At 66.3% G+C, this 20291-nt stretch carries 19 protein-coding genes; 9 read left to right on the forward strand and 10 right to left on the reverse strand.

Annotated elements, in window-relative coordinates; genetic code table 11:
• Positions 1–40 precede the first annotated feature (40 nt).
• The 4 genes from ACO2RV_RS00395 (at position 41) to ACO2RV_RS00410 (ending at position 3960) form a co-directional block, all read left to right on the forward strand.
• Positions 41–1075 carry an ABC transporter substrate-binding protein gene (locus ACO2RV_RS00395; RefSeq protein ID WP_423288639.1) on the forward strand — a complete coding sequence of 345 codons (1035 nt, stop codon included), beginning with the start codon at positions 41–43 and terminating at the stop codon, positions 1073–1075.
• A gap of 126 nt (positions 1076–1201) precedes the next feature.
• Positions 1202–2080, forward strand: coding sequence for an ABC transporter permease (locus tag ACO2RV_RS00400; RefSeq protein ID WP_423288641.1), 879 nt, complete (start codon positions 1202–1204; stop codon positions 2078–2080).
• A 3-nt stretch (positions 2081–2083) separates the two neighbouring features.
• A complete protein-coding gene (locus ACO2RV_RS00405) occupies positions 2084–2884 on the forward strand; it encodes an ABC transporter permease (RefSeq protein WP_423288643.1) in 801 nt (266 codons plus the stop codon).
• Entirely contained in the window at positions 2881–3960 is a 1080-nt protein-coding gene (locus ACO2RV_RS00410) for an ABC transporter ATP-binding protein (protein ID WP_423288645.1), read from the forward strand. Before ACO2RV_RS00405 ends, ACO2RV_RS00410 begins: the two co-directional genes overlap by 4 nt.
• A 304-nt stretch (positions 3961–4264) precedes the next feature.
• Here the strand turns inward: ACO2RV_RS00410 and ACO2RV_RS00415 are convergent, their stop codons facing one another.
• The 5 genes from ACO2RV_RS00415 to ACO2RV_RS00435 form a co-directional block, all read right to left on the reverse strand.
• On the reverse strand, positions 4265–5098 hold the full coding sequence (locus ACO2RV_RS00415; RefSeq protein ID WP_423288647.1) for a GntR family transcriptional regulator: 834 nt from the start codon (positions 5096–5098) through the stop codon (positions 4265–4267).
• 98 nt (positions 5099–5196) lie between these two features.
• Positions 5197–6381: an ABC transporter substrate-binding protein gene (locus ACO2RV_RS00420; protein ID WP_423288649.1), complete on the reverse strand. Its 1185-nt coding sequence runs from the start codon at positions 6379–6381 to the stop codon at positions 5197–5199.
• Positions 6353–7237: an MBL fold metallo-hydrolase gene (locus ACO2RV_RS00425; RefSeq protein WP_423288651.1), complete on the reverse strand. Its 885-nt coding sequence runs from the start codon at positions 7235–7237 to the stop codon at positions 6353–6355. Before ACO2RV_RS00425 ends, ACO2RV_RS00420 begins: the two co-directional genes overlap by 29 nt.
• A 40-nt stretch (positions 7238–7277) precedes the next feature.
• On the reverse strand, positions 7278–8168 hold the full coding sequence (locus tag ACO2RV_RS00430; protein ID WP_423289849.1) for an ABC transporter permease: 891 nt from the start codon (positions 8166–8168) through the stop codon (positions 7278–7280).
• A 1-nt stretch (position 8169) separates the two neighbouring features.
• Entirely contained in the window at positions 8170–8988 is an 819-nt protein-coding gene (locus tag ACO2RV_RS00435; RefSeq protein ID WP_423288653.1) for an ABC transporter ATP-binding protein, read from the reverse strand.
• A 642-nt stretch (positions 8989–9630) separates the two neighbouring features.
• On the opposite strand from ACO2RV_RS00435, the gene ACO2RV_RS00440 reads away from it, so the two are divergent.
• Positions 9631–10350, forward strand: a complete 720-nt coding sequence (locus ACO2RV_RS00440; RefSeq protein ID WP_423288655.1) for a hypothetical protein — start codon at positions 9631–9633, stop codon at positions 10348–10350.
• 386 nt (positions 10351–10736) lie between these two features.
• Here ACO2RV_RS00440 and ACO2RV_RS00445 read toward each other — a convergent pair whose 3' ends face one another.
• From ACO2RV_RS00445 to ACO2RV_RS00465, 5 genes are all read right to left on the reverse strand, one after another.
• A complete protein-coding gene (locus ACO2RV_RS00445) occupies positions 10737–11618 on the reverse strand; it encodes a carbohydrate ABC transporter permease (protein ID WP_423288657.1) in 882 nt (293 codons plus the stop codon).
• A gap of 107 nt (positions 11619–11725) precedes the next feature.
• Positions 11726–13003, reverse strand: a complete 1278-nt coding sequence (locus ACO2RV_RS00450) for an extracellular solute-binding protein (protein ID WP_423288659.1) — start codon at positions 13001–13003, stop codon at positions 11726–11728.
• Between the two features lie 78 nt (positions 13004–13081).
• Complete coding sequence (locus ACO2RV_RS00455; RefSeq protein ID WP_423288661.1) at positions 13082–13879, reverse strand: carbohydrate ABC transporter permease; 798 nt, start codon at positions 13877–13879, stop codon at positions 13082–13084.
• A gap of 19 nt (positions 13880–13898) precedes the next feature.
• The gene (locus ACO2RV_RS00460) at positions 13899–15035 is read right to left on the reverse strand and encodes an ABC transporter ATP-binding protein (protein ID WP_423288663.1); all 1137 of its coding nucleotides are present in this window, start codon (positions 15033–15035) and stop codon (positions 13899–13901) included.
• Between the two features lie 173 nt (positions 15036–15208).
• On the reverse strand, positions 15209–16009 hold the full coding sequence (locus ACO2RV_RS00465; protein ID WP_423288665.1) for an SDR family NAD(P)-dependent oxidoreductase: 801 nt from the start codon (positions 16007–16009) through the stop codon (positions 15209–15211).
• A 161-nt stretch (positions 16010–16170) separates the two neighbouring features.
• Between ACO2RV_RS00465 and ACO2RV_RS00470 the strand changes: the two genes are divergently transcribed.
• The 4 genes from ACO2RV_RS00470 to ACO2RV_RS00485 are packed head-to-tail and all read left to right on the forward strand — an operon-like array spanning position 16171 to position 20080.
• Complete coding sequence (locus tag ACO2RV_RS00470; RefSeq protein ID WP_423289851.1) at positions 16171–17031, forward strand: DeoR/GlpR family DNA-binding transcription regulator; 861 nt, start codon at positions 16171–16173, stop codon at positions 17029–17031.
• 40 nt (positions 17032–17071) lie between these two features.
• Complete coding sequence (locus tag ACO2RV_RS00475; RefSeq protein WP_423288667.1) at positions 17072–17872, forward strand: BtpA/SgcQ family protein; 801 nt, start codon at positions 17072–17074, stop codon at positions 17870–17872.
• A gap of 28 nt (positions 17873–17900) precedes the next feature.
• Complete coding sequence (locus ACO2RV_RS00480) at positions 17901–19412, forward strand: FGGY-family carbohydrate kinase (RefSeq protein ID WP_423288669.1); 1512 nt, start codon at positions 17901–17903, stop codon at positions 19410–19412.
• Positions 19409–20080, forward strand: a complete 672-nt coding sequence (locus ACO2RV_RS00485) for an HAD family hydrolase (protein WP_423288671.1) — start codon at positions 19409–19411, stop codon at positions 20078–20080. Before ACO2RV_RS00480 ends, ACO2RV_RS00485 begins: the two co-directional genes overlap by 4 nt.
• Positions 20081–20291 lie beyond the last annotated feature (211 nt).

The following is a 20291-nucleotide window of genomic DNA, read 5'->3' on the forward strand; positions in this document are numbered from 1 at the left end:
CCGCGTGCCGAACACAACCAGAGAACCACAGGGGAATAACATGTTTCGCAAGTCCAAGATCGGCTGGATCGGAGGTCTGGCCCTCGGCGCGCTCGTCGCCGGTGCGGGCCTCGGCCTCGCCCAGTCCGGCTCCATCGTCTTCACCAGCTGGGGCGGCACGACCCAGGACGCCCAGAAGAAGGACTGGGCCGTGCCCTTCACCAAGAAGACCGGCATCGCCGTGAAGCAGGACGGGCCGACCGACTACGGCAAGCTGAAAGCCATGGTCGAGAGCGGCAACGTCGCCTGGGACGTCGTGGACGTCGAGGCCGACTTCGCCGCCGCTGCGGCGAAGGACGGGCTGATCGAGCCAATCGACTTCAACATCGTCAAGCGCGCCGATCTCGACCCGCGCTTCGTCACCGACCACGCGGTCGGCAGCTTCTATTATTCCTTCGTGCTCGGCTTCAATCCGACGACCTTCGGCGAGAAGGCGCCGAAGAGCTGGGCGGACGTGTTCGACACCAAGAGCTTCCCCGGCAAGCGCACCTTCTACAAATGGTCGGCGCCCGGCGTGCTGGAGATCGCCCTGCTCGCCGACGGCGTGCCGGCGGACAAGCTCTATCCGCTCGACCTCGACCGCGCCTTCAAGAAGCTCGACACCATCAAGGCCGACATCGTCTGGTGGAGCACCGGCGCGCAGTCGCAGCAGTTGCTCGCCTCCGGCGAGGCGCCGATCGGCCAGTTCTGGAACGGCCGCCTCTTCGCGCTCGAGCAGGGAGGCACCAAGGTCGGCATCTCCTGGGAGCAGAACCTGACCGCCGCCGACATGCTGGTGGTGCCGAAGGGCGCGAAGAACAAGGACGCGGCGATGAAGTTCCTCGCCGAGGCCACGAGCCCCGAGGGCCAGGCGAGCTTCGCCACCGACAGCGGCTACGCGCCCGTCAACGTCAAGTCGACGGCACTGATGCCGAAGGACGTAGCCGCCAACCTGCCGGACAAGCACACCGCCTCGCAGATCAATCTCGACATGGCCTATTGGGCCGCGCATCGCGACGAGATCGGCAAGCGCTGGTACGCCTGGCAGGCGCAGTGACCAGGCGCTCTGCCGCCCGGCCGAAGCCGTGACACGTGGCGTCCGCGCCGAGGTACGGCCGTTCCCATCATCGCGCCCGGCCCGATCTCCAGGGTCGGGCGCGGCCGAGCCTTTCGACGAGCGCCCATGACCGTGATCGACGCCACGACCAGCACCGCCCCGCACGCGCCTTCGGCCTCCTCACGCCGGGCCTCGCGCGGCTTCGCGCCGGTGACGCCGGCACTGGCGCTGGTGCTGTTCGTCTTCGTGCTGCCGGTGCTCGCCCTGCTGCTGCGCAGCGTGCTGGAGCCGCAGCCGGGGCTGCAGAACTATGCGGCCTTCTTCGCCTCGACGACCTATCTGAAGGTGCTCGGCAACACCTTCCTGGTCGCCGGCACGGTGACGGTGGCGACCGTGCTGCTGGGCTTTCCCGTCGCGTGGTTCCTCGCCATCGCGCCGAGCTTCTGGTCGCGGCTGCTGTTCGCCATCGTCATCCTGTCGATGTGGACCAACCTGCTGGCGCGCACCTATGCCTGGATGGTGCTGCTCCAGCGCACCGGCGTGATCAACCGCACGCTGATGAATCTCGGGCTCATCGCCGAGCCGCTGCCGCTCATCAACAACCTCGTCGGCGTCACCATCGGCATGACCTACATCATGCTGCCCTTCATGATCCTGCCGCTGCACGCGACCATCCGCTCCATCGACCCTTCGGTGTTCCAGGCGGCGGCGCTGTGCGGGGCGAGCCGCTGGCAGGCCCTCACGCGGGTGATGCTGCCGCTCACCGCCTCCGGCATCGCCGCCGGCGCGCTGATGGTGTTCGTCATGTCGCTCGGCTATTTCATCACCCCGGCGCTGCTGGGCGGCACCTCCAACATGATGCTGGCGGAGCTGATCGCCCAGCTCGTGCAGTCGCTGCTCGACTGGGGGCTGGCGGGGGCGGCGGCGCTGATCCTGCTGACGATCACGCTCGCCATCTATCTGGTGCAGCTGCGCTTCTTCGGCTTCGGACAGGCGAGGAGCTGACCCATGCTGCTCGATTTCTCCCGCCTCGGCGGCTGGCGCATTGCCCTCGCCCTCATCGCGCTGCTGGTCGGCGCCTACCTGCTGCTGCCGATCCTGCTCATCGTCGCGCTGTCCTTCGGCTCCTCGCAATGGCTGCAATTCCCGCCGCCCGGCTGGACGCTGCGCTGGTATGAGGAGCTGTTCGACGATCCGGAATGGATCGCCTCCTTCCTCACCAGCTTCCAGATCGCCGCCGTCGTCACCGTGCTGTCGGTGCTGATCGGGCTGATGGCCTCCTTCGGCCTCACCCGCGGCACCTTCCGCGGCCGCGAGGCGCTGCGGGCGCTGTTCCTCACCCCGATGATCCTGCCGGTGGTGGTGCTGGCGGTGGCGCTCTACGCCTTCTTCCTGCGCCTCCATCTCAACGGCACCTTCGTCGGCTTCGTGCTGGCGCATCTCGTCATCGCGCTGCCCTTTTCGATCATCGCCATCTCCAACGCGCTGGAGCGCTTCGACCGGGATATCGAGACCGCCGCCATCGTCTGCGGCGCCAGCCCGCTGGAAGCCAAGATCCGCGTCACCCTGCCCGGCATCCGCCTCGGGCTGATCAGCGCGGCGATCTTCTCCTTCCTCGCCTCCTGGGACGAGGTGGTCATCGCCATCTTCATGGCGAGCCCGGACCTCCAGACCCTGCCAGTGCGCATCTTCGGCACGCTGCGGCAGGACCTGTCGCCGGTCATCGCCGCCGTCTCGACGGTCCTCATCGCCCTGACCGCCGCCCTCATGGCGCTCGCCGCCCTCCTGCGCAAGGACGCCCGCTCATGACCTTCCTCGACATCCATGGCGTGTCCAAGAGCTTCGGCAATGTCGCCGCCGTCTCCGACGTTTCGCTGGAGATCGCCCGGGGCGAGTTCATGACCTTCCTCGGCCCATCCGGTTCGGGGAAAAGTACGACGCTCTACATGATCGCCGGTTTCTTCGAGCCGACGGGCGGCGACATCCGCATTGACGGGCGCAGCATCCTCGCCGAGCCCTCGAACAGGCGGAACATCGGCATGGTGTTCCAGCGCTACACGCTGTTCCCCCATCTCAGCGTCGCCGAGAACGTCGCCTTCCCCTTGCGCGTGCGGCGGCGGTCCGGCGCGGAGGTCGGCCGCAAGGTCGAGGAGATGCTGGCGCTGGTGCGGCTGGAGCGCTTCGCCGACCGCATGCCGGCCCAGCTCTCCGGCGGTCAGCAGCAGCGCGTCGCGCTCGCCCGCGCGCTCGCCTACGATCCGCCTCTGCTCTTGATGGACGAGCCGCTCTCGGCGCTCGACAAGAAGTTGCGCGAGGAGATCCAGACCGAGATCCGCCGCATCCATCGCGAGACCGGCGTGACCATCCTCTATGTCACGCACGACCAGGAGGAGGCGCTGAGCCTGTCCGACCGGGTGGCGCTGTTCAATCATGGTCGCATCGAGCAGGTCGGCAAGGGGCGCGAGCTCTATGACGAGCCGTGCACCCGCTTCGTGGCCGGTTTCGTCGGCCATTCCAACTTCCTCGACTGCACCATCGCCGCCCGACGGGACACGCGCGCCGACATCGTCTTTCCCGACGGCAGCAGCTTCGCGGACACCCCGCTGCACGCAGCGGCTTCGTCCGGCACCGCCGCGCGGCTGATGATCCGGCCCGACCGGCTACAGCTTGCCGCCCCGATGCCGGCGGCCGGTCCGGGCATCGACGCCACCCTGTCCGATGCGACCTTCATCGGCGAGACGTTCCACTTCGCGGTGACGACCGATTGGGGTGCGCAGGTCAATGTCCGGCTTCCCGCCGGCGCGCCGATGGCGCATGACCCGATCGTCGGCGAGCGCGTGCGGCTGAGCTGGGAAGCGGCCGATGCGCGGCTCTTCGCAGACTGAAGGAGACGCCCGGCGAAACCCCGCGCCGCTGGCGCCGGAGCGCGGTGGAGCGTAGCAATGTCCGCCATCCTCGCCGCGCCGCCAATATGCCTTCGACGGTGGGCCTCTGCGTCTGGAGAGGGCGTCTTCTGCCCTGCGCCGCCGAATTCAAGCTCACCTCTCACCACCCGCCGGGCCACCGGCTTCGTGTGGGAATTCTATTGAAGATCGATCAGAATCTTCAGTTCCTGTCCGGTGGGACTGAACAACGGCTCGAAGCGTCCACCCGCAGGAGAGTGCGGACGACGTGTCCATAAGCAGGTCTTCAGGCGGACCGAGGCGCCTGGCTGTCGATGCGCATGAAAAATTGCGTGCGCGGAACGAAGATCCGCTGGAAAGAGCCGTGACTGGCCGGACTCGCCGAGCTGAAGATCTCCACCACCATGCCAATCGTCTTGGCCGCTACGCCGATCTTGGAGCAGATGTCCCGCGGCAGCGGTTCTATACGGATATCATACGTCATGCGCTGGACATTGAGGTTGAGCTCACGCCGCAGGTTGACGCCTTCGAGTGGCATCGTCTTATCCTTGCGCGCCTGGTCATAAACGCGCGCATCGATGATAAACTGGCTATAGACTAGGAATTCATGGCCGATATCGACGATGCGGTCGATCTGTACCACGTCGTCTTCCACCCATTGCATGTGCATGTTCCAGGAGCCGCGGCTGCTGTGCCGGTGGATGCGGTCCACCTGGGGGAAGACAGGGAAGAAGTTCTCGCGCCGCTCGTCGCTGAACAGGAAGTGCCAGACGGTATCCACCTGGCGCGGCTCGCGATTGACGAAGCTTCCGGCCCGCCCCTGGCGACGATCCACCGCCCCGTCCTGCACCAGTTCGCGATAGGCCTTCTGCACCGTGCCGAGGCTGAGGCCGGTGGCCAGGGCCAGATCCTTCTCCGGCGGCAGGCGATCGCCAAGGCTCCAGAATCCTTCGCGGATTCCCGCCAGCACCGCATCCCTCAGCTGGAGGTATTTCGGGGACTGGCCGGGGTCCTTCGGCGCAAAGCGGCGCCAGAAGTCGTATCCCGCCTGGGACGCCGGAACCCTGGTCTCGGCATCTGCCTTATCGCGCGTCGCACGCGGAACCCGAGGCTTTGTCATGGCAGATTCCGAACGCAAGTGAGAGGGCGGTGGTACTGACATTCCCACGAGGAGACAAGGCGCCGACGTGCGGCGTGCGCGATGTCCACCATGAGCGGTCAGTCGCCAGGCAGATCATGGACGTTGCTGAAGAAAACGTCCTTCCAGGAGGCCGGCAAGTTCTTCAGCAGGCCGGTCTTGTGCATATATTGTGCGAAGACCATCACCTTCCGGGGCATCGGCGAGAAGGTCATCATGTTTGGATCATTGAGGATCGCCACAATCTCGGCCACCGACAGCTTCGAGGTGTCGAACCGCTTGAATGCCTGCGCCGCCGCGGTCTTGTCGGCGGCGATGAGCGTCATCGCTTCGGTCAGCGCGGCATAGGTGGCGTCGTAGAGCTTGGGATTTTCGGTCCGCCATTTCTCGTTGGCATATGCGGTGATCAGCGTGCTGGGTCCACCCGTGACGTCATAGGAGTTGAGGACGGTGCGCACCCCCGGCTTGGCGAGCTCCATCTGGATGAAGGGCACCGTGGTCACGTGCGTCTTGGCGCCCGCCCCGCCCGAAAGCAGCGCCGCGACCCCGTCGGGATGGGACATTGTGATGGCCAGCGTCTCGAACTTGTTGCGCTGGTCGAAGCCGAACGCCTGGGCGGTCGCCATCTCCAGGATCAGCGCATGCTGCGTGCCCTTGCCGGAGGCCATGGCGATCCGGTCGGTGGGCTTGAAGTCCTTGATGGAGGTGATCGCAGGGTCGATGGTGTTGAAATAGATCGGGGAATCGCAGATCGCCATCATCCCCTTCACGGGGGCGAACTTCACCGTCTTGTCCCACAAATTCAGCATCACCGACGTGCCCGCCATGGCGATGTCGGCATTGCCGGAGATCAACGCATCGGTGATGGCCGGGCCGCTCGTCAGCTGGGTGTAGGCGACCTTGACGTCGGGTACCCCGAGGGCGGCCGCGTGCTTTTCAATCAGCCTGTTTTCCGTGGCGATGATCATGGGCAGGTAGCACAGTCCGAGGCCGCTCACGATGCGCACCTCGGCCGCCTGGGCGGGCCGGGCGAGGTGCGGACTGAAGGCGGTGACAAGAGCGACGGCTAATCCGGCCAGCCGGGCAAGTTGTTCCATCTGGATTCCCTTTTGTCTGGAAGGTTCTGCGCCGGTTCGGCGTCTCGTTTTGCGATCGATGAAACGCGACGCCAGCTGGCTGGCTGTCGCGTTCGCTTTTTCAATGCATCGGATGCGATCGGGTGATCGCCGAAACCCGTCAGAGCAGGCGGTCGCTCTGGGGGCCATGGAGCGGAATCTCCATGAGGTCTTCGCCGAAGAAGATGTTGCCGCCATAGACGCGCGAGATGTCGGCGACCACCCGCTCCCGCAGGCCGGGCCGGTCGAACTGTTCGGTGATGTGGGTGAGAACAAGATTCTTCACCCTGGCATCGCGCGCCAGCTCGGCGAGTTCCATGTGCCCCATACAGCTGTGCGAAAAATCAGGACTGTAGTTGGTGCCAGAGAGGTAATGGCACATGTGCACCAGGACGTCGCAGTCCTTGGCCAGCACATGCATGCTCTCCGCCGGGCCGCTGTCGCCGGAATAGACGAAGACGCCCTCGGAGGTCGTCAGGCGGAAGCCGAGGGTGATGAGGAAAGGCTGGAAGTGGTTCACCTGGGTCGTCTCCAGCATCCAGCCGTCGCCCTGGACGACGTCACCCGGCGACAGGGTGGTGACCTGCGGGGCGGGGCGTGGCCGCGGCAGCGTGCCGCCGCGCGCCTTGAACAGGTCGAGGCTTGAACCATGGGAGGTGCGCGCCACCAAGTCTGCGTTGTAGACGCCATCCACCCCGAACAGGCGCTCGGTGATCTCGGCGATGGGAGCGGGCCCGAAGACCTTCAACTCGGGGATTCGGTCGGCGCCCTGGTCCCAGCGGGTCAGAAGCAGGCGGCCATAGTCGCCGCAATGGTCATAATGCAGGTGGGAGAAGAAGAGGTGGGTCACCCTGGTCGCGGGGATGCCCAGCTCCAGCAGGCGATGATGGGCGCCGAATCCGTGATCCATGACGATCACGTCACTGCCGGTCTCGATCACATAGCCGGAGGAGCCGCGGCGCAGGGAGGGCGTGGGCGTGCCCGTGCCGAGAAGGCGAATACGCATGGGACTGCTCTTTTCCTTGGGTTGTGCGTGCAGGGCGAAGTCAGCCGCGGCTCATGCCCCAGCGGCGGATGGTGCGTGCCTCGATGGTGCGGAAGATCAACCCTTCCACCAGAAGGCCGATGATGATGACGCAGGTCAGTCCAGCGAAGACCTGATCGGTTTCCAGCTGGTTGCGCTTCTCGAACAGGAACCAGCCGAGGCCGCCGGATCGGGAGGACACGCCGAACACCAGTTCCGCCGCGATCAGCGTGCGCCAGGCGAAGGCCCAGCCGATCTTCAGTCCCGACAGGATCGAGGGAAAGGCGGCCGGGATCAGGATCAGCGCCACGTAGCGCACGCCGCGCAGGCCATAGTTCTGACCGGCCAGCCGCTGGGTCTCGGACACGCCCAGGAAACCCGTCAGCGTGTTGAGGGCCACGGCCCATAGCACCGAATGCACAATGACGAAGACGAGGCTGGGCACGCCGAGTCCGAACCACAGGAGCGCCAGCGGCAGGAGGGCGATGGCGGGCAGCGGGTTGAACATGGCGGTGAGGGTCGCCAGAAGGTCGGCGCCCAGTCGCGAGGAGACGGCGAAGGTCGTCAGCACCGCCGCGAGGGCAATGCCGATCGTATATCCCGTCATGAGCACCTGGAGAGTGGCGCCGATGCGCTGGAGCAGGACGCCGTGGATGAGGCCGTCCCACAAGGCGCGCAGGGTGTCCGTGAGCGTGGGGAACATCAGCGGGTTGGAGAGCCATATGGCATAGAGCTGCCATGCCACCATCAGCGCGACAACGATCGCCCCGCGCCGGACACCCTCCATGTTGGCGAGGTGCTCCCAGAGCGAGAGCGGACGCTCGATCTCGCCCGCATCGCTCACGCGCGGCGTCGCACGCTCGAATTCCGGACGGATGGGGGGAGAAAGCCGGGCGGCCGGCAAAGGCGACATCTCAGCCATGGTGGCCCTCGGCGAAAAGCATGGTGTTGATCCTCTGGGCCAGGGCCATGAAGTCGCTCCCTCCCAGGTGGTCGTGCCCGTACTGGTGGGCGTTCAGTTCCGCCTTCACCTGGCCGGGATGGGGGGAGAGCACGAGTATCCGCGAGCCGACCACGATCGCCTCCTCGATGGAGTGGGTGACGAAGAGGACGGTGAAGCGGATGTCGTCCCACAGTTGCAGCAGTTCATCCTGCATCTGGCGGCGCGTCAGGGCATCGAGGGCGGCGAAGGGCTCGTCCATCAGGAGGATGGCGGGTTCCATGGCCATGGCGCGGGCGATCGCCACACGCTGCTTCATGCCGCCGGAGAGCATGTGCGGATAGGCGTCCGCGAACTTGCTGAGCTTGACCTTCGAAATGCTGGCCAGAGCGCGCTCACGGGCCACGGCCCGGGGAAAGCGACGGCTCACCAGAATGGGAAACATCACGTTCTCCAGCACGGTCTTCCAGGGCATCAGCTGGTCGAAATCCTGGAACACCATCATGCGGTCGGGGCCGGCGTCGGTGATCATCTGGCCGTTCAGTCGCATGAGGCCGGCCACCGGTTTCAGAAAGCCGGCGACACCTTTCAACAAGCTGGATTTGCCGCAGCCGGACGGGCCGAGCAGCACGAAACGGTCAGCCGGATAGACTTCGAAGCTGACGTCGCGGGTGGCCGTGACGAGCAGATCGCGGGTCTTGTACTGGAGCGTGACGCCGGACACTTCCAGCAATGGCCCGGTTTGCGACGGCGAAGACGTCCGGTCGTGCGGATGCGTGGCAGCAGCGCTCATCGGCCCCTCATTGTTCCATCTCTGGCTTCGCCTTCAACGATGCCCGAAGGGGCGTACGGGTGGCGAATTGCACTGATTTTCAGTATATAGTGAACGCTAAATGCTACATAGCATAATGTCAAGCGAGCCCCGGCTGAGGCGGGTTGTCGTGAAGCGGTCGCTCGCGTCGGCGTGCGGGCTGGGCGGAACATCGCCTTGCGTCGGCCTTTTGGCCTTTTGTCACGCAGTTGACGTCTGGCCGATCCAGGGGCGAGCCACCCTCATCGACGGGGCCTGCTCGAGATCGCCGGCCAACGCATCCGTCCGTTCGGGATCGATGCCGCCGAGCGCGGCAGACCTGGCGGGATGAGCGGGGCGCGAATGACCCGCGCGGCAGCTTCAGGAGTTGAGCCCGAAAACCATGGGGCATGCAGACCGCTCCGTCGGCGGCCTCCCCGAGGGCGCTCGTCAGCGGGGAGCAGAGGAAGCCCTGGCACGGCCCCGCCGCAATCCGGAGGCGCGCCGGCCTGTCAAGCTACACATCATCGAGGTCTTGAACTAACGTAAGGTATTGGTGCGCTGATCAAGGTCGGAATAGTGGGGGCGCGGATGAGATCCATCCTGTTGGGAGTAATTGCGGCCCTTTCGACTTCGTGCGCGGTCATGGCCGAGGAGTCTTGGATCGCGCTTGCGACGGGAAGCAACTCGGAGTGGGTTTATGCTTATCTCGGTCGCGCGCCCACGAAGGGCCGGGCCGAATCCAAGGTCATGGAAAACTGTCGCGCCGAGGGGTTCGCCTGCACCTTCCTGAAGAGTTGGAGACGCGGTTGCATCTACGCGGTATCGGGTCATGACGCGAGCGGCCGCGCTTACCTGGGCACCGGTCCGGATCTTGAGTCCGCTACGCAACAGTGCGAGGCAACCGGGGCATCTTGCTCGGATCCCGATCCCGCCTCTATGTGCGTCCTTGAAACAGATTCTCCGGGGGTGGGGGATATTGCCGGCCCCATGGCCCAGTTGCCAGGTACCACGAGGCCGACACCGAACTACCGCCCGGAACCGGCCGATGTCATGGGCGCCGACAGTCTGGTCCGCTATTTCACGTGGATGTACAATTTCGAGCCGGAGCCTGGCTTGAGAACCTGGTCGCGCGACGACCTGAACCGCTGGAGCGAGCGATATCCAAGCGGAAGAGTCGCAAAGGTTTTTGACACCGTCGAAGCATCGTCTGTTGGCGGTTGCAATGGTCAGCTGGTCAGCAGATCGACCGACCCAAGTTTCCAGGTTTTCATTCCCAACAAGGGATGCAAAAATATGGTGGCGAAGTTCCGCAGAGGTGACGATCCATGGTCGAACCTGGGGAAAATGGAAGACGTTGAGTAATCCATTCGTCGGTTTTTAGAGAAATATCAGAGAATATCGGGGCAGATTGGCCGCGCCGACATTGCAGAGGCTGGCCGCTGAGGTGGTTCTGTCGTGTCGGGCTGATGGCGGCTTTGCTAAACTTGGTTCAGGTGCCGTCACGCCGCGATGTCGATGGCGTTACAAGCCGTTTGACCCTCCTCCGGCGTTCTGCCGCCGAGGGGCGAGCGAGGCGCGCGCGGTGACGGACGGGAATCCACCTGCCGCTCCCCGCTCGATCGACAAACATGTCGTCCAGCTACCGGCTGCGACCATCCATGGAGATTCGCACGCAAGTATCCCGCTGCACCTCCGTGATGATGAATGCGCAAGGTTATTCGGCCTCGGCCGCCCGCTAGGCGGTGGGGCTAGCGGCGGCGCTCCAGCGTGGCGAAGAACAGGACGGTGAGGCCCAGCACGATCAGCAGCAGCACGAAGGCCGCGGCAGCGCCCTCGTTGAGCGAGAGGCCGAGGAAGGCGCGGCGATAGGCGAAGAAGCTCAGCACCTCGGTGGCGTTGCCCGGCCCGCCCTTGGTGAGGATGTAGGGCAGGTCGTAGGTGCGGAACTCGTTGATGAGCTGGATGATCACCGCGATCATCGCCACGGGGCGCAGCATCGGCAGGGTGATGTACCAGAACTGCTGGAGCGGCGAGGCGCCGTCCACCTCCGCCGCCTCATAGGGGTCGCGCGGCAGCGAGGCGAGGCCGGCGGCGAGGATCAGCACGACGAAGGAGGTCTGCTGCCAGATGTCGATGGCCGCCATCGTCCACAGCGCCAGGTCGGCATTGCCCAGCCAGTCGATACGCGGCAGGCCGAGGCTCTCCAGCACCTGGTTGGCGATGCCGAGATTGGGCTGCAGCAGCATGCGCCAGATCAGCGCCACGCTGACCGGCGACATCGCCATGGGTATGGTCAGCACGGCGAAATAGACCGGCTTCATCGTCACCGTGCGGTTGAGCATCAGCGCGATGCCGAGCCCGATGACGAACTCGCCGGCGACGGTGACGAGCGAGTATTTAACAGTCAGCCACAGCGCGCCCCAGAACAGCGGATCGGCCATGACCGTGGCGAAGTTGTTCAGCCCGACGAAGGGCTGAAGCATCGGCTTGAGCAGCGTCAGCGAGGACAGCGAGATGAGCCCCGCATAAACCAGCGGGAAGCCCATGACGATGGCGAGCGTCAGCAGTCCCGGTGCCGCAAAGGCCCAGCCGGTCCGCCAATCCCGGTCCGCGAATGCGGGAACGCGCATACTCGTCTTTCCGTTTCGTCAGGGCCAGAAAAGCCGGCGCGCCGAGCCGAGGGGGTGGCCGGCGCGCCGGTCGGCGGGCACTTCCGGAGAAGCGCCCGCCAAAGCGATCACTTGGCGAGGAGCTGGGTCAGGCCGTCGGCCGCCGCCTTCAGCGCCTCCTCGGGCTTGGCCTGGCCGCCGGCCGCCAGCGAGAGCTGCGCGCCCAGAACATCCTCGTACTGCGCGGAATAGGCGAAGATCGGGAAGGACTTGCCGGAGGCGACGACGTCGAGGCCGGTCTTGTAGAAGGGGTACTTCTTCAGCACCGCCTCGTCCGCGAACACGTCCGAGCGCACCGGTGCATGGCCTTCCATCGCGCGGGCGACGGAGATCTTCTTGCCCTGCACCCATTCGATGAACTTCCAGGCCGCGGCCTTGGATTCATCGGAAGTGTTCTTCGGGATGCCCCAGCCCCAGCCGCCGCTTTCACCATGACCGCCCGGCATGACCGACAGCGCCAGCCTGCCGGCGACTTCCGGGCACTTCTCCTTGTTGTCGAGCTGCGGCAGCATCCACCAATAGGTGACCATGCTGAACGCCTTGCCGGCGCACATCAGCCGCATCGTGTCGTCGAGCGTGGCCGACAGTGCGCCCTGCTGGGCGCCGTTCTGCACGTTGTCGGCGTAGAGCTTGAGCGCGGCCAGCCCCTCGGGGCTGTTCAGCACGACCTTGCGGCCGGCATCGAGATAGGCGCCGCCGGACGAGAACAGGTAGTTGGAGAACTCCATGGCGTTCGGGTCGCCACGCTGCGCCTGCATGGCGGCGCCGACGACGCTGCCACCCGCCTTGAAGAACTTGGACAGTTCCACATACTCGGCGAGCGTCTTCGGCAGGGCCAGCTCCTTGCCGGTCTTGGCCTTGTAGTCGGCCTTGATCTTGGGGTCGCCCAGCAGGTCGGTGCGGTAGATCAGGCCCATGGAGTAGTTGTACATGGGCAGGATCGGTGTCGCTTCCTTTGTCTGGCCCAGCAACTCCAGCATGGACGGGATGAAGGGCTTCAGGTCGAAGCCGGACTTGGCGATGTAAGGGTTCAGATCCTCCAGCCAGCCGGCGGTGGGGAATTCGCCGGCCCAGAGGAAGTCGACCTCCAGCACGTTGTAATAGCTCTCCGGCGAGACGAGCTGGGCGACCAGCTTGTCGTGCATGTCGCCATAGCCGATCTTCTCGAACTCGACCTTGATGCCGGTCTCCTTCTCGAATTCCGGCAGCAGCTTCTCAATGATCTGGGTTTCCGGCACGTCCTCCATGAGGGCGCGCAGCGTGACGTTCTGGGCGTGGGCCGCGCCGGACGCCGCCAGCAACGTGGCGCCGAGCAGGGCCGCCTTGAGGCTACGCTTCAACTGCATCTCGTTCTCCTGTTCCTCTGGTGCGGGCTTCGCCCGCCTTGTTGGCGCACGCCCGGGCGGGCGCGGCAGAAAGAACCGTCACTTCACGCTGCCGAAGGTCAGCCCCTGGACGATGAAGCGCTGAATGAAGCGGGAGGCGATCACCAGCGGCAGCACGGCGAGCACCACGCCGGCGGAAACCTTGGCGATCTGCACGCCGTTCGAGGTCTGGAGCGAGGCCAGCGCCACCGGCACCGTCGCGGTCTGCGGACCGCTCAGCACCAGCGCGAACAGGAACTCGTTCCAGGTAAGGATGAAGCCGAGCACGCCGGCCGCCGCGATGCCGGGCAGCGAGACCGGCAGCACGATCCGCCAGAAGGCGCCCCAGGCGGTGGCGCCATCGGTCTGCGCCGCCCATTCGAGATCGACCGGAATGCCCTCGAAGAAGCCCATCAGGATCCAGATGAGGAAGGGCAGGTTCACCGCCGCGTAGACGATGACGAGGCCGGTCAGCGAATTGGTGAGTCCGACGGTGCGCAGTAGCGCGAAGGCGGGCAGCACGATCGCCACCGGCGGCAGCATCTGCGTCGCGAGCACCGCGAAGCGCCCGGCCTTGCCGCCGGTCTTGAAGCGGGCGAAGGCGTAGCCGGTCATCGCCGCGAAGGGCAGGGCGACCACGACCGAGCCGAAGGCGACGATCAGGCTGTTGAGATAGGACTGGCCGTAGCGGGTCGAGGTGAACAGCGCGACGTAATTGTCGAGCGTCGCGGCCGGCATCAGTTCCGGCGAATAGGACAGCGGCTCCGGCAGGAAGCTGGTGCGGACCACCCAGAGGATGGGCAGGAGGATGACGGCGCAGGTCAGGAGCAACCCGAGATGAAGTGCGACGCGCCGCATGGCCTCCCCTCCGCTTCGATCAGGATTTGACGATGCGGAGGGCGGGACGCGGAAAGGCCCGCGTCGTCTCCGGGTCGAACAGGTGCATGGGCCGCGCATCGAGATAGAGCGGAACGCTCGCTCCCGCCGGCGCGGTGAAATGGCGCGAGAGCCGGGCGGAGATCTCGACCGGCTTGCCGCCGCCCGCGCCGCCGATCTGGCCGACGAGGATGTTCTCGACGCCGAGCGCCTCCATCGCCACCACGGTGACGTCGATGCGCGCGAAGCCGGGCTGGGGCGCCTCGTGCAGGTCCTCGGGACGCAGCCCGAAGATCACCTCGCGTCCGGCCGCCGGCGCATAGGCCGCCCGGTGCATGTCCGGCACCGGCACGTCGAGGCCGTCGCCGACAACGGCCAGCCCGTCGTCCCGGCCCTGCAGTCGGGCGGGAATCAGGTTCATCGGCGGCGTGGCGAGGAAGCGGGCGACGAAGGTATCGACCGGGTTGGCATAGACCTCCAGCGGCTTGCCGACCTGGATCATGCTGCCCTCGCGCATGATGCAGATGCGGTCGCCCATGGTCATCGCCTCCACCTGGTCGTGGGTGACATGGACGATGGTGCGGCCGAGCCGGCGGTGCAGCTTCACGAGTTCGAGCCGCATTTCCGCGCGCAACTGCGCGTCGAGGTTGGACAGCGGCTCGTCGAGGAGGAAGGCGACGGGATCGCGCACGATGGCGCGGCCGAGCGCGACGCGCTGGCGCTGCCCGCCCGAGAGGGCCGCCGGCTTGCGGTCGAGATAGGGAGTAAGTCCGAGCAGCCCCGCCGCCTCGCGGATCTTCTCGTCGATGACGGCCCGGCCCACGCCGCGCATCTTGAGGCCGAAGCCCATATTGTCGCGCACGCTCATATGCGGGTAGAGCGCGTAGGACTGGAATACGACGGCGATGTTGCGGTCACGCGGGGCCACGTTGTTCACGCTGCGCCCGCCGATGCGCAGATCCCCCGAGGAGATGCCCTCCAGTCCGGCGATCATGCGCAGTGTGGTCGACTTCCCGCAGCCCGAGGGACCGAGGAAGATCACGAACTCGCCTTCTCCGATGGAAAGGTCGACGTCACGCACGCCATAGGCGCCGTTGGCGTAGAGCTTGGAGACATGATCGAGCTCGATCGACGACATCAGCAATCCTCTGCCCGGAACACGGCGCCCCCGTCACGCGGGATACGCCGGAGGGCCTTGTCTTTCGCCGGAGCCCCAACGGTCGGCGGATAGTAGTGGAACAAAATCGCACATCGCAAGAACTAAATCGAACGGGCCGGCATCGTGACCGGTCACATTCGCACAGCCTGGCATCAGGTCGTGTAGACGCCGCCCGTCACGTTGATGCCCTGTCCGGTCATGAAGCGAGCCTGATCCGAGCAGAGGAAGGCGACGACGTCGGCGACGTCTTCCGGCTGCTCCAGCCGTCCGAGCGGGGTCTGGCCGATATAATCGTCGATCACCCGCTGTGGGCTGACGCCGCGCAGCGTCGCTTCCCACTGCACCTCGCGCGACTGCATGCCCGTCGCCACGAAACCCGGACAGACAGCGTTGACGCGGATGCCCTTCGGGGCCAGCTCGCGGGCCAGCGCCTGCGTCCAGCCGAGCACGGCGAATTTGGACGCCGAGTAGTGCGCCAGCAGCGGTGCGCCGACCTTGGCGGCGAGCGAGGCGGTGTTGACGATGCAGCCCTTGCCCGTCGCCACGAAATGCCGGGCCGCGATCTGGTTGGTGAGGAAGACGCCGCGGGTGTTGACGTCGAAGTTGAAGTCCCACTCCGCGTCGGTGATCTCAAGTGCCGCCTGCATCGTCGAGACGCCGGCATTGGCGACCAGCAGGTCGCAGCCGCCGAGCCGTTCCAGTACCTGGGCGAACGCTGTCTCGACCGAGGCGCGCTGGCGCACATCCACTGCGACCGCCACCGCGCCGCCGCCGATCGCCGCCGCCGTTTCCTCGGCTGCGGCGAGATTGATGTCCCCGATGGCGATTCGCACGCCCTGGCACGCCAGGGCCGTGGCGATGGCCCGTCCGATCCCCGTCGCCGCCCCGGTCACGAAGGCCAGTCGGCCGGAGAGTTCGGGGTAGACTGGCGTCGGCGCGGTCGCAGGGATCATGGTCGGCTCCTCATGTTCGACGCGCAGCTTATCCAAACATGATCGCACATCAAGTGTAATCTTGTGTTTGATATTGTTCGTTTGTTGCGCTAGAGAGGAGTGGCCGACGCGCGGCGAATCCGTTCACCTCCGATGGATCCGCAACGAGGCAGGGTGCAATGATGGCCGACGACGTGTCTTTTCCGGACAGATCCGTTGCCGAACTCGCGGCTGGCGAGGACCGCCAGCGCATGCTCTCGCATGTGCGCCACGCCCGCATACTCGACCAGCTCGCCCTCTCCGGCTCGATCAGCGTCACCACCATCGCCGCCGAGCTCGGCGTGTCGGACATGACGATCCGGCGCGACCTGCTGGAGCTCGAGCGCGAGGGGCGGCTGGTGCGCGTGCATGGCGGCGCCGTGCTGGCCGAGGTGCCGGCCAGCGTCGCCATGGACAGCGAGGAGCCGCGCTTCGACGCGCGCCTGCGCCGTGGCAGCGAGGCGAAGACCGCCATCGCCGCCTATGCCGCCGGCCTTGTCGCCGGCTACCGCACCGCCGCCATCGACGTGGGCACCACCACCTATCTGATGGCCGGCCATCTGCGCGATGTCGGGCACCTGAAGATCTTCACCAACAGCCTGCGCGTCTCGGCCCTGCTGGACGGTGGAGCGCCCGAAGTCTACGTGGCCGGCGGGCGCGTGCGCGCGGAGGAGATGTCGGTGTGGGGGCCCACCGCCATCGCCCAGTTCGAGAAGCTGTGGTTCGACGTCGCGGTGCTCGGCACCTCGGGCGTCACCGCCGAGGGCTTCTTCGATTATTCCTTCGAGGACACCGACATGAAGCGCGTCTATCTGCGCCGGTCGGGCCTGCGCATCCTGCTGTGCGACAGTGCCAAGTTCCAGCGCATGTCGCTGGTCCAGGTCGGCGCTCTCACCGATATCAACATCCTCATCACCGATGCCGAGCCGCCCGCGCGCATCGCCGCCGCGCTCGCTGCCGCGCGCGTCGACGTGCGCATCGCGCCGCCGGCCCCTGGAAATTGATGCGCCCCGCGCGCGCCCCGTCCCCCAAGGAGTAGTTGGAATGGTTTTCGAGTGTTTCGGCGCCAAGAAGAAGGTCGTCATCGCCATGGCTCATATCGGCGCACTGCCGGGAGCCCCGCTCTATGACGCCGATGGCGGCCTCGACAAGCTGATCGAGGGCGTGCTCGCCGATGTCGAGAAGCTGCAGGCCGGCGGCGTCGACGCCATCATGTTCGGCAACGAGAACGACCGCCCCTACGTCTTCAAGGGCTCCCCGGCCTCCATCGCCGCCATGTCGGCCATCGTGCAGGCGGTGAAGCCGAGCCTGAAGGTGCCGTTCGGCGTGAACTATCTGTGGGACCCCGTCGCCACCGTCGCCATCGGCGCAGTGACGGGCGCCAGCTTCGTGCGCGAGATCTTCACCGGCCTGTTCGCCTCCGACATGGGCCTGTGGGAGCCGAACTGCGCCGAGGCGGCGCGCCTGCGCCACGACCTGAAGCGCGACGACATGAAGATGCTCTTCAACATCAACGCCGAGTTCGCCCATTCGCTCGATCAGCGCCCGATCGAGCTGCGCGCCAAGAGCGCGGTGTTCTCCTCGGTCGCCGACGCCATCCTCGTCTCCGGCCCGATCACCGGCCAGCCGGCCGACCAGTCGCACCTTCAGAAGGTGGCCGAGACCGTCAAGGACGTGCCGATCTTTGCCAATACGGGTGTGAACATCGACAATATCCGCGACATCTTCTCGGTCGCCTCCGGCGTCGTCATCGGTACGCACTTCAAGGTCGACGGCAATACCTGGAACCCGGTCGAGGCGGCGCGCGTATCGCGCTTCATGGATGTCGTGAACTCCATCCGCTGACCCCTCTCTCCTCCCTTCCGGTTGCTTCATGAGCTGCGTTCTCGGCCTCGATATCGGCACGACCTCGACCATCGGCCTGCTTCTGCGGCTTCCGGGGGAGATACTGGGTGTCGTCTCGCGGCCGGTGACGCTGACCTCAAGGCATGCCGGCTGGGCGGAGGAGGACCCCGCGGAATGGTGGGCGAATGTGTGCGCCATCACCCGCGAGCTGATCGACAAGGCCGGGATCGACCCGGCCGAGATCGCCGCCGTCGGCGTCACCGGCATGCTGCCGGCGGTCGTGCTGCTGGACGCGGAGGGCCGGCTCCTGCGCCCTTCCATCCAGCAGAGCGACGGACGCTGCGGGGCGGAAGTCACCGAGCTGCGCGCCGAGCGCGACGAGACGTCCTTCATTGCCAAAGCCGGCAACGGCATCAACCAGCAGCTCGTCACCGCGAAGCTGCGCTGGATCGCCCGCCACGAGCCGGAGGTGTTCTCCCGCATCGCCACCGTGTTCGGCTCCTACGACTATGTGAACTGGCGGCTCACCGGCGAGCGGGCGGTAGAGCAGAACTGGGCGCTGGAGGCCGGCTTCGTCGATGTCTCGCGCCATGAGATCGATGACGACCTGGTCGCCTGGGCGCGCATTGCGCGCAGCGCCATCCCGCGCAAGACCGCCTCACACGAGGTGATGGGGCGCGTCTCGGTGGAAGGCGCGGCCGAAACCGGCCTCGCCCCCGGCACGCCGGTCATCGGCGGCGCGGCCGACATGATCGCCTCGGCGCTCGGAGCCGGCGTCACCAGGCGCGGCGATATCCTGCTCAAGTTCGGCGGCGCCATCGATATTCTCGTCGCCACCGACCAGGTGAAGCCGGACCCGCGCCTGTATCTCGACTATCACCTCATCCCCGGCCTGTTCATGCCGAATGGCTGCATGTCGACCGGCGGCTCGGGGCTCAACTGGTTCGTGCATAACTTCGCCGGCGGCGAGGCGGCGACGGCCGAGCGCGCGGGGCTGAGCCTGCACCAGCATCTCGACCGCCTCGCGGACGCCCGCCCCGCCGGCGCGGAGGGGCTGACGGTGCTGCCCTATTTCCTCGGCGAGAAGACGCCGATCCACGACCCCGCCGCACGCGGCATCGTGGACGGGCTCACCCTCTCGCACGATATCGGCCATGTGTGGCGGGCACTGCTGGAAGGCTATGCCTTTGCCTGTGCCCACCATGTCGAGGTGCTGCGCGACATGGGGCACGCCGCTGCACGCGTCATGGTGTCGGATGGCGGCTCGAATTCGCGCGTGTGGATGCAGATCATCGCCGATGTGCTGCAGCAGCCCGTCCATCGCCTGAAGGGCCATCCCGGCTCCTCGCTCGGGGCGGCCTGGACGGCGGCGGTCGGCATCGGCGCGGCGGACTGGGCCGGCATCTCCCGCTTCGTACAGCAGGACGAGACGCTGGAGCCGGACCCGGCCCATGCGCAGACCTACGCCGCCGGCTATGCGCGCTACCGCGACCTCTACCGCCGCCTCGCCGGAAGGGACGCGGCAAGGGATACGGCATGAGCGCCCGCCGGCTGCGTGCTGTCGCGTGGGACATTGACGGCACGCTGATCGACAGCGAGCCCCTCCATCACCGCGCGCTCGTCGCCGCCTGCCGTGCGCTGGGCTCCGACCTCTCGGACCTTCCCGACCAGGCGTTTCGCGGCATCCATATGGGCGATGTGTGGAATGAGATATCGCCGCGCCTGCCGGCGGAGGTGGCGCAGGCCGAATGGCTGGCGCGCATCAATGACCATTATGTCGCCCACCGCGACAGTCTGATCGCGCTTCCCGACGCGGTGGCGACCATCCGCGCGCTGGCGACGCTCGGCGTGCCGCAGGTCTGCGTCTCCAATTCGAGCCGCAGCGTGGTGGACGCCAATATCGACGCGCTCGGCATCTCCGATGTCATCGTCTTCTCGCTCAGCCTGGACGACGTCGCCTGCGGCAAGCCCGATCCCGAGCCGTATCGCCGGGCCTGCACGCGGCTGGGCGTCGCGCCGGACGAGATGGCGGCGGTCGAGGACAGCCTGTCCGGCGTGCGCTCGGCTCGTGCCGCTGGCCTCTATGTGGTTGGCTACCGTGCGAGCGGCGGCGGTTTCGGGGATGTCGACCTCGAAATCGACGGGCTTCAGGAAATCGTGCCGCTGTTCACAGGGCAGACGAAAAGCTCCCGGATGGACGTGGAATGATCGTCTGATCGACGGGACCTGGCAGGTGCGCGTGCCCCGGCGCTCCTGGTTGAGGTGAAAGGCCGGTCGCCGGCGATCTTGGCATCGCGGGGCTCCGATCCCCCGACGAGCGGCCGGAGTGGGAGACGCACACGCTGCATGAGCCTTGGGCATGGGCCTTGGCGCAACGAAAATGCGTTCGGTCTGGCGGTTGATTGTCGAGCAACCAACC

Source organism: Ancylobacter sp. VNQ12 (genome assembly GCF_049445835.1).
Classification (GTDB): domain Bacteria; phylum Pseudomonadota; class Alphaproteobacteria; order Rhizobiales; family Xanthobacteraceae; genus Ancylobacter.

Coding starts and splice junctions, on each gene's coding strand:
- ACO2RV_RS00395 (WP_423288639.1), top strand. CDS start 41: ATGTTTCGCAAGTCCAAGATCGGCTGGATCGGAGGTCTGGCCCTCGGC.
- ACO2RV_RS00400 (WP_423288641.1), top strand. CDS start 1,202: ATGACCGTGATCGACGCCACGACCAGCACCGCCCCGCACGCGCCTTCG.
- ACO2RV_RS00405 (WP_423288643.1), top strand. CDS start 2,084: ATGCTGCTCGATTTCTCCCGCCTCGGCGGCTGGCGCATTGCCCTCGCC.
- ACO2RV_RS00410 (WP_423288645.1), top strand. CDS start 2,881: ATGACCTTCCTCGACATCCATGGCGTGTCCAAGAGCTTCGGCAATGTC.
- ACO2RV_RS00415 (WP_423288647.1), bottom strand. CDS start 5,098: ATGACAAAGCCTCGGGTTCCGCGTGCGACGCGCGATAAGGCAGATGCC.
- ACO2RV_RS00420 (WP_423288649.1), bottom strand. CDS start 6,381: ATGGCCCCCAGAGCGACCGCCTGCTCTGACGGGTTTCGGCGATCACCC.
- ACO2RV_RS00425 (WP_423288651.1), bottom strand. CDS start 7,237: ATGCGTATTCGCCTTCTCGGCACGGGCACGCCCACGCCCTCCCTGCGC.
- ACO2RV_RS00430 (WP_423289849.1), bottom strand. CDS start 8,168: ATGTCGCCTTTGCCGGCCGCCCGGCTTTCTCCCCCCATCCGTCCGGAA.
- ACO2RV_RS00435 (WP_423288653.1), bottom strand. CDS start 8,988: ATGAGCGCTGCTGCCACGCATCCGCACGACCGGACGTCTTCGCCGTCG.
- ACO2RV_RS00440 (WP_423288655.1), top strand. CDS start 9,631: ATGGCCGAGGAGTCTTGGATCGCGCTTGCGACGGGAAGCAACTCGGAG.
- ACO2RV_RS00445 (WP_423288657.1), bottom strand. CDS start 11,618: ATGCGCGTTCCCGCATTCGCGGACCGGGATTGGCGGACCGGCTGGGCC.
- ACO2RV_RS00450 (WP_423288659.1), bottom strand. CDS start 13,003: ATGCAGTTGAAGCGTAGCCTCAAGGCGGCCCTGCTCGGCGCCACGTTG.
- ACO2RV_RS00455 (WP_423288661.1), bottom strand. CDS start 13,879: ATGCGGCGCGTCGCACTTCATCTCGGGTTGCTCCTGACCTGCGCCGTC.
- ACO2RV_RS00460 (WP_423288663.1), bottom strand. CDS start 15,035: ATGTCGTCGATCGAGCTCGATCATGTCTCCAAGCTCTACGCCAACGGC.
- ACO2RV_RS00465 (WP_423288665.1), bottom strand. CDS start 16,009: ATGATCCCTGCGACCGCGCCGACGCCAGTCTACCCCGAACTCTCCGGC.
- ACO2RV_RS00470 (WP_423289851.1), top strand. CDS start 16,171: ATGGCCGACGACGTGTCTTTTCCGGACAGATCCGTTGCCGAACTCGCG.
- ACO2RV_RS00475 (WP_423288667.1), top strand. CDS start 17,072: ATGGTTTTCGAGTGTTTCGGCGCCAAGAAGAAGGTCGTCATCGCCATG.
- ACO2RV_RS00480 (WP_423288669.1), top strand. CDS start 17,901: ATGAGCTGCGTTCTCGGCCTCGATATCGGCACGACCTCGACCATCGGC.
- ACO2RV_RS00485 (WP_423288671.1), top strand. CDS start 19,409: ATGAGCGCCCGCCGGCTGCGTGCTGTCGCGTGGGACATTGACGGCACG.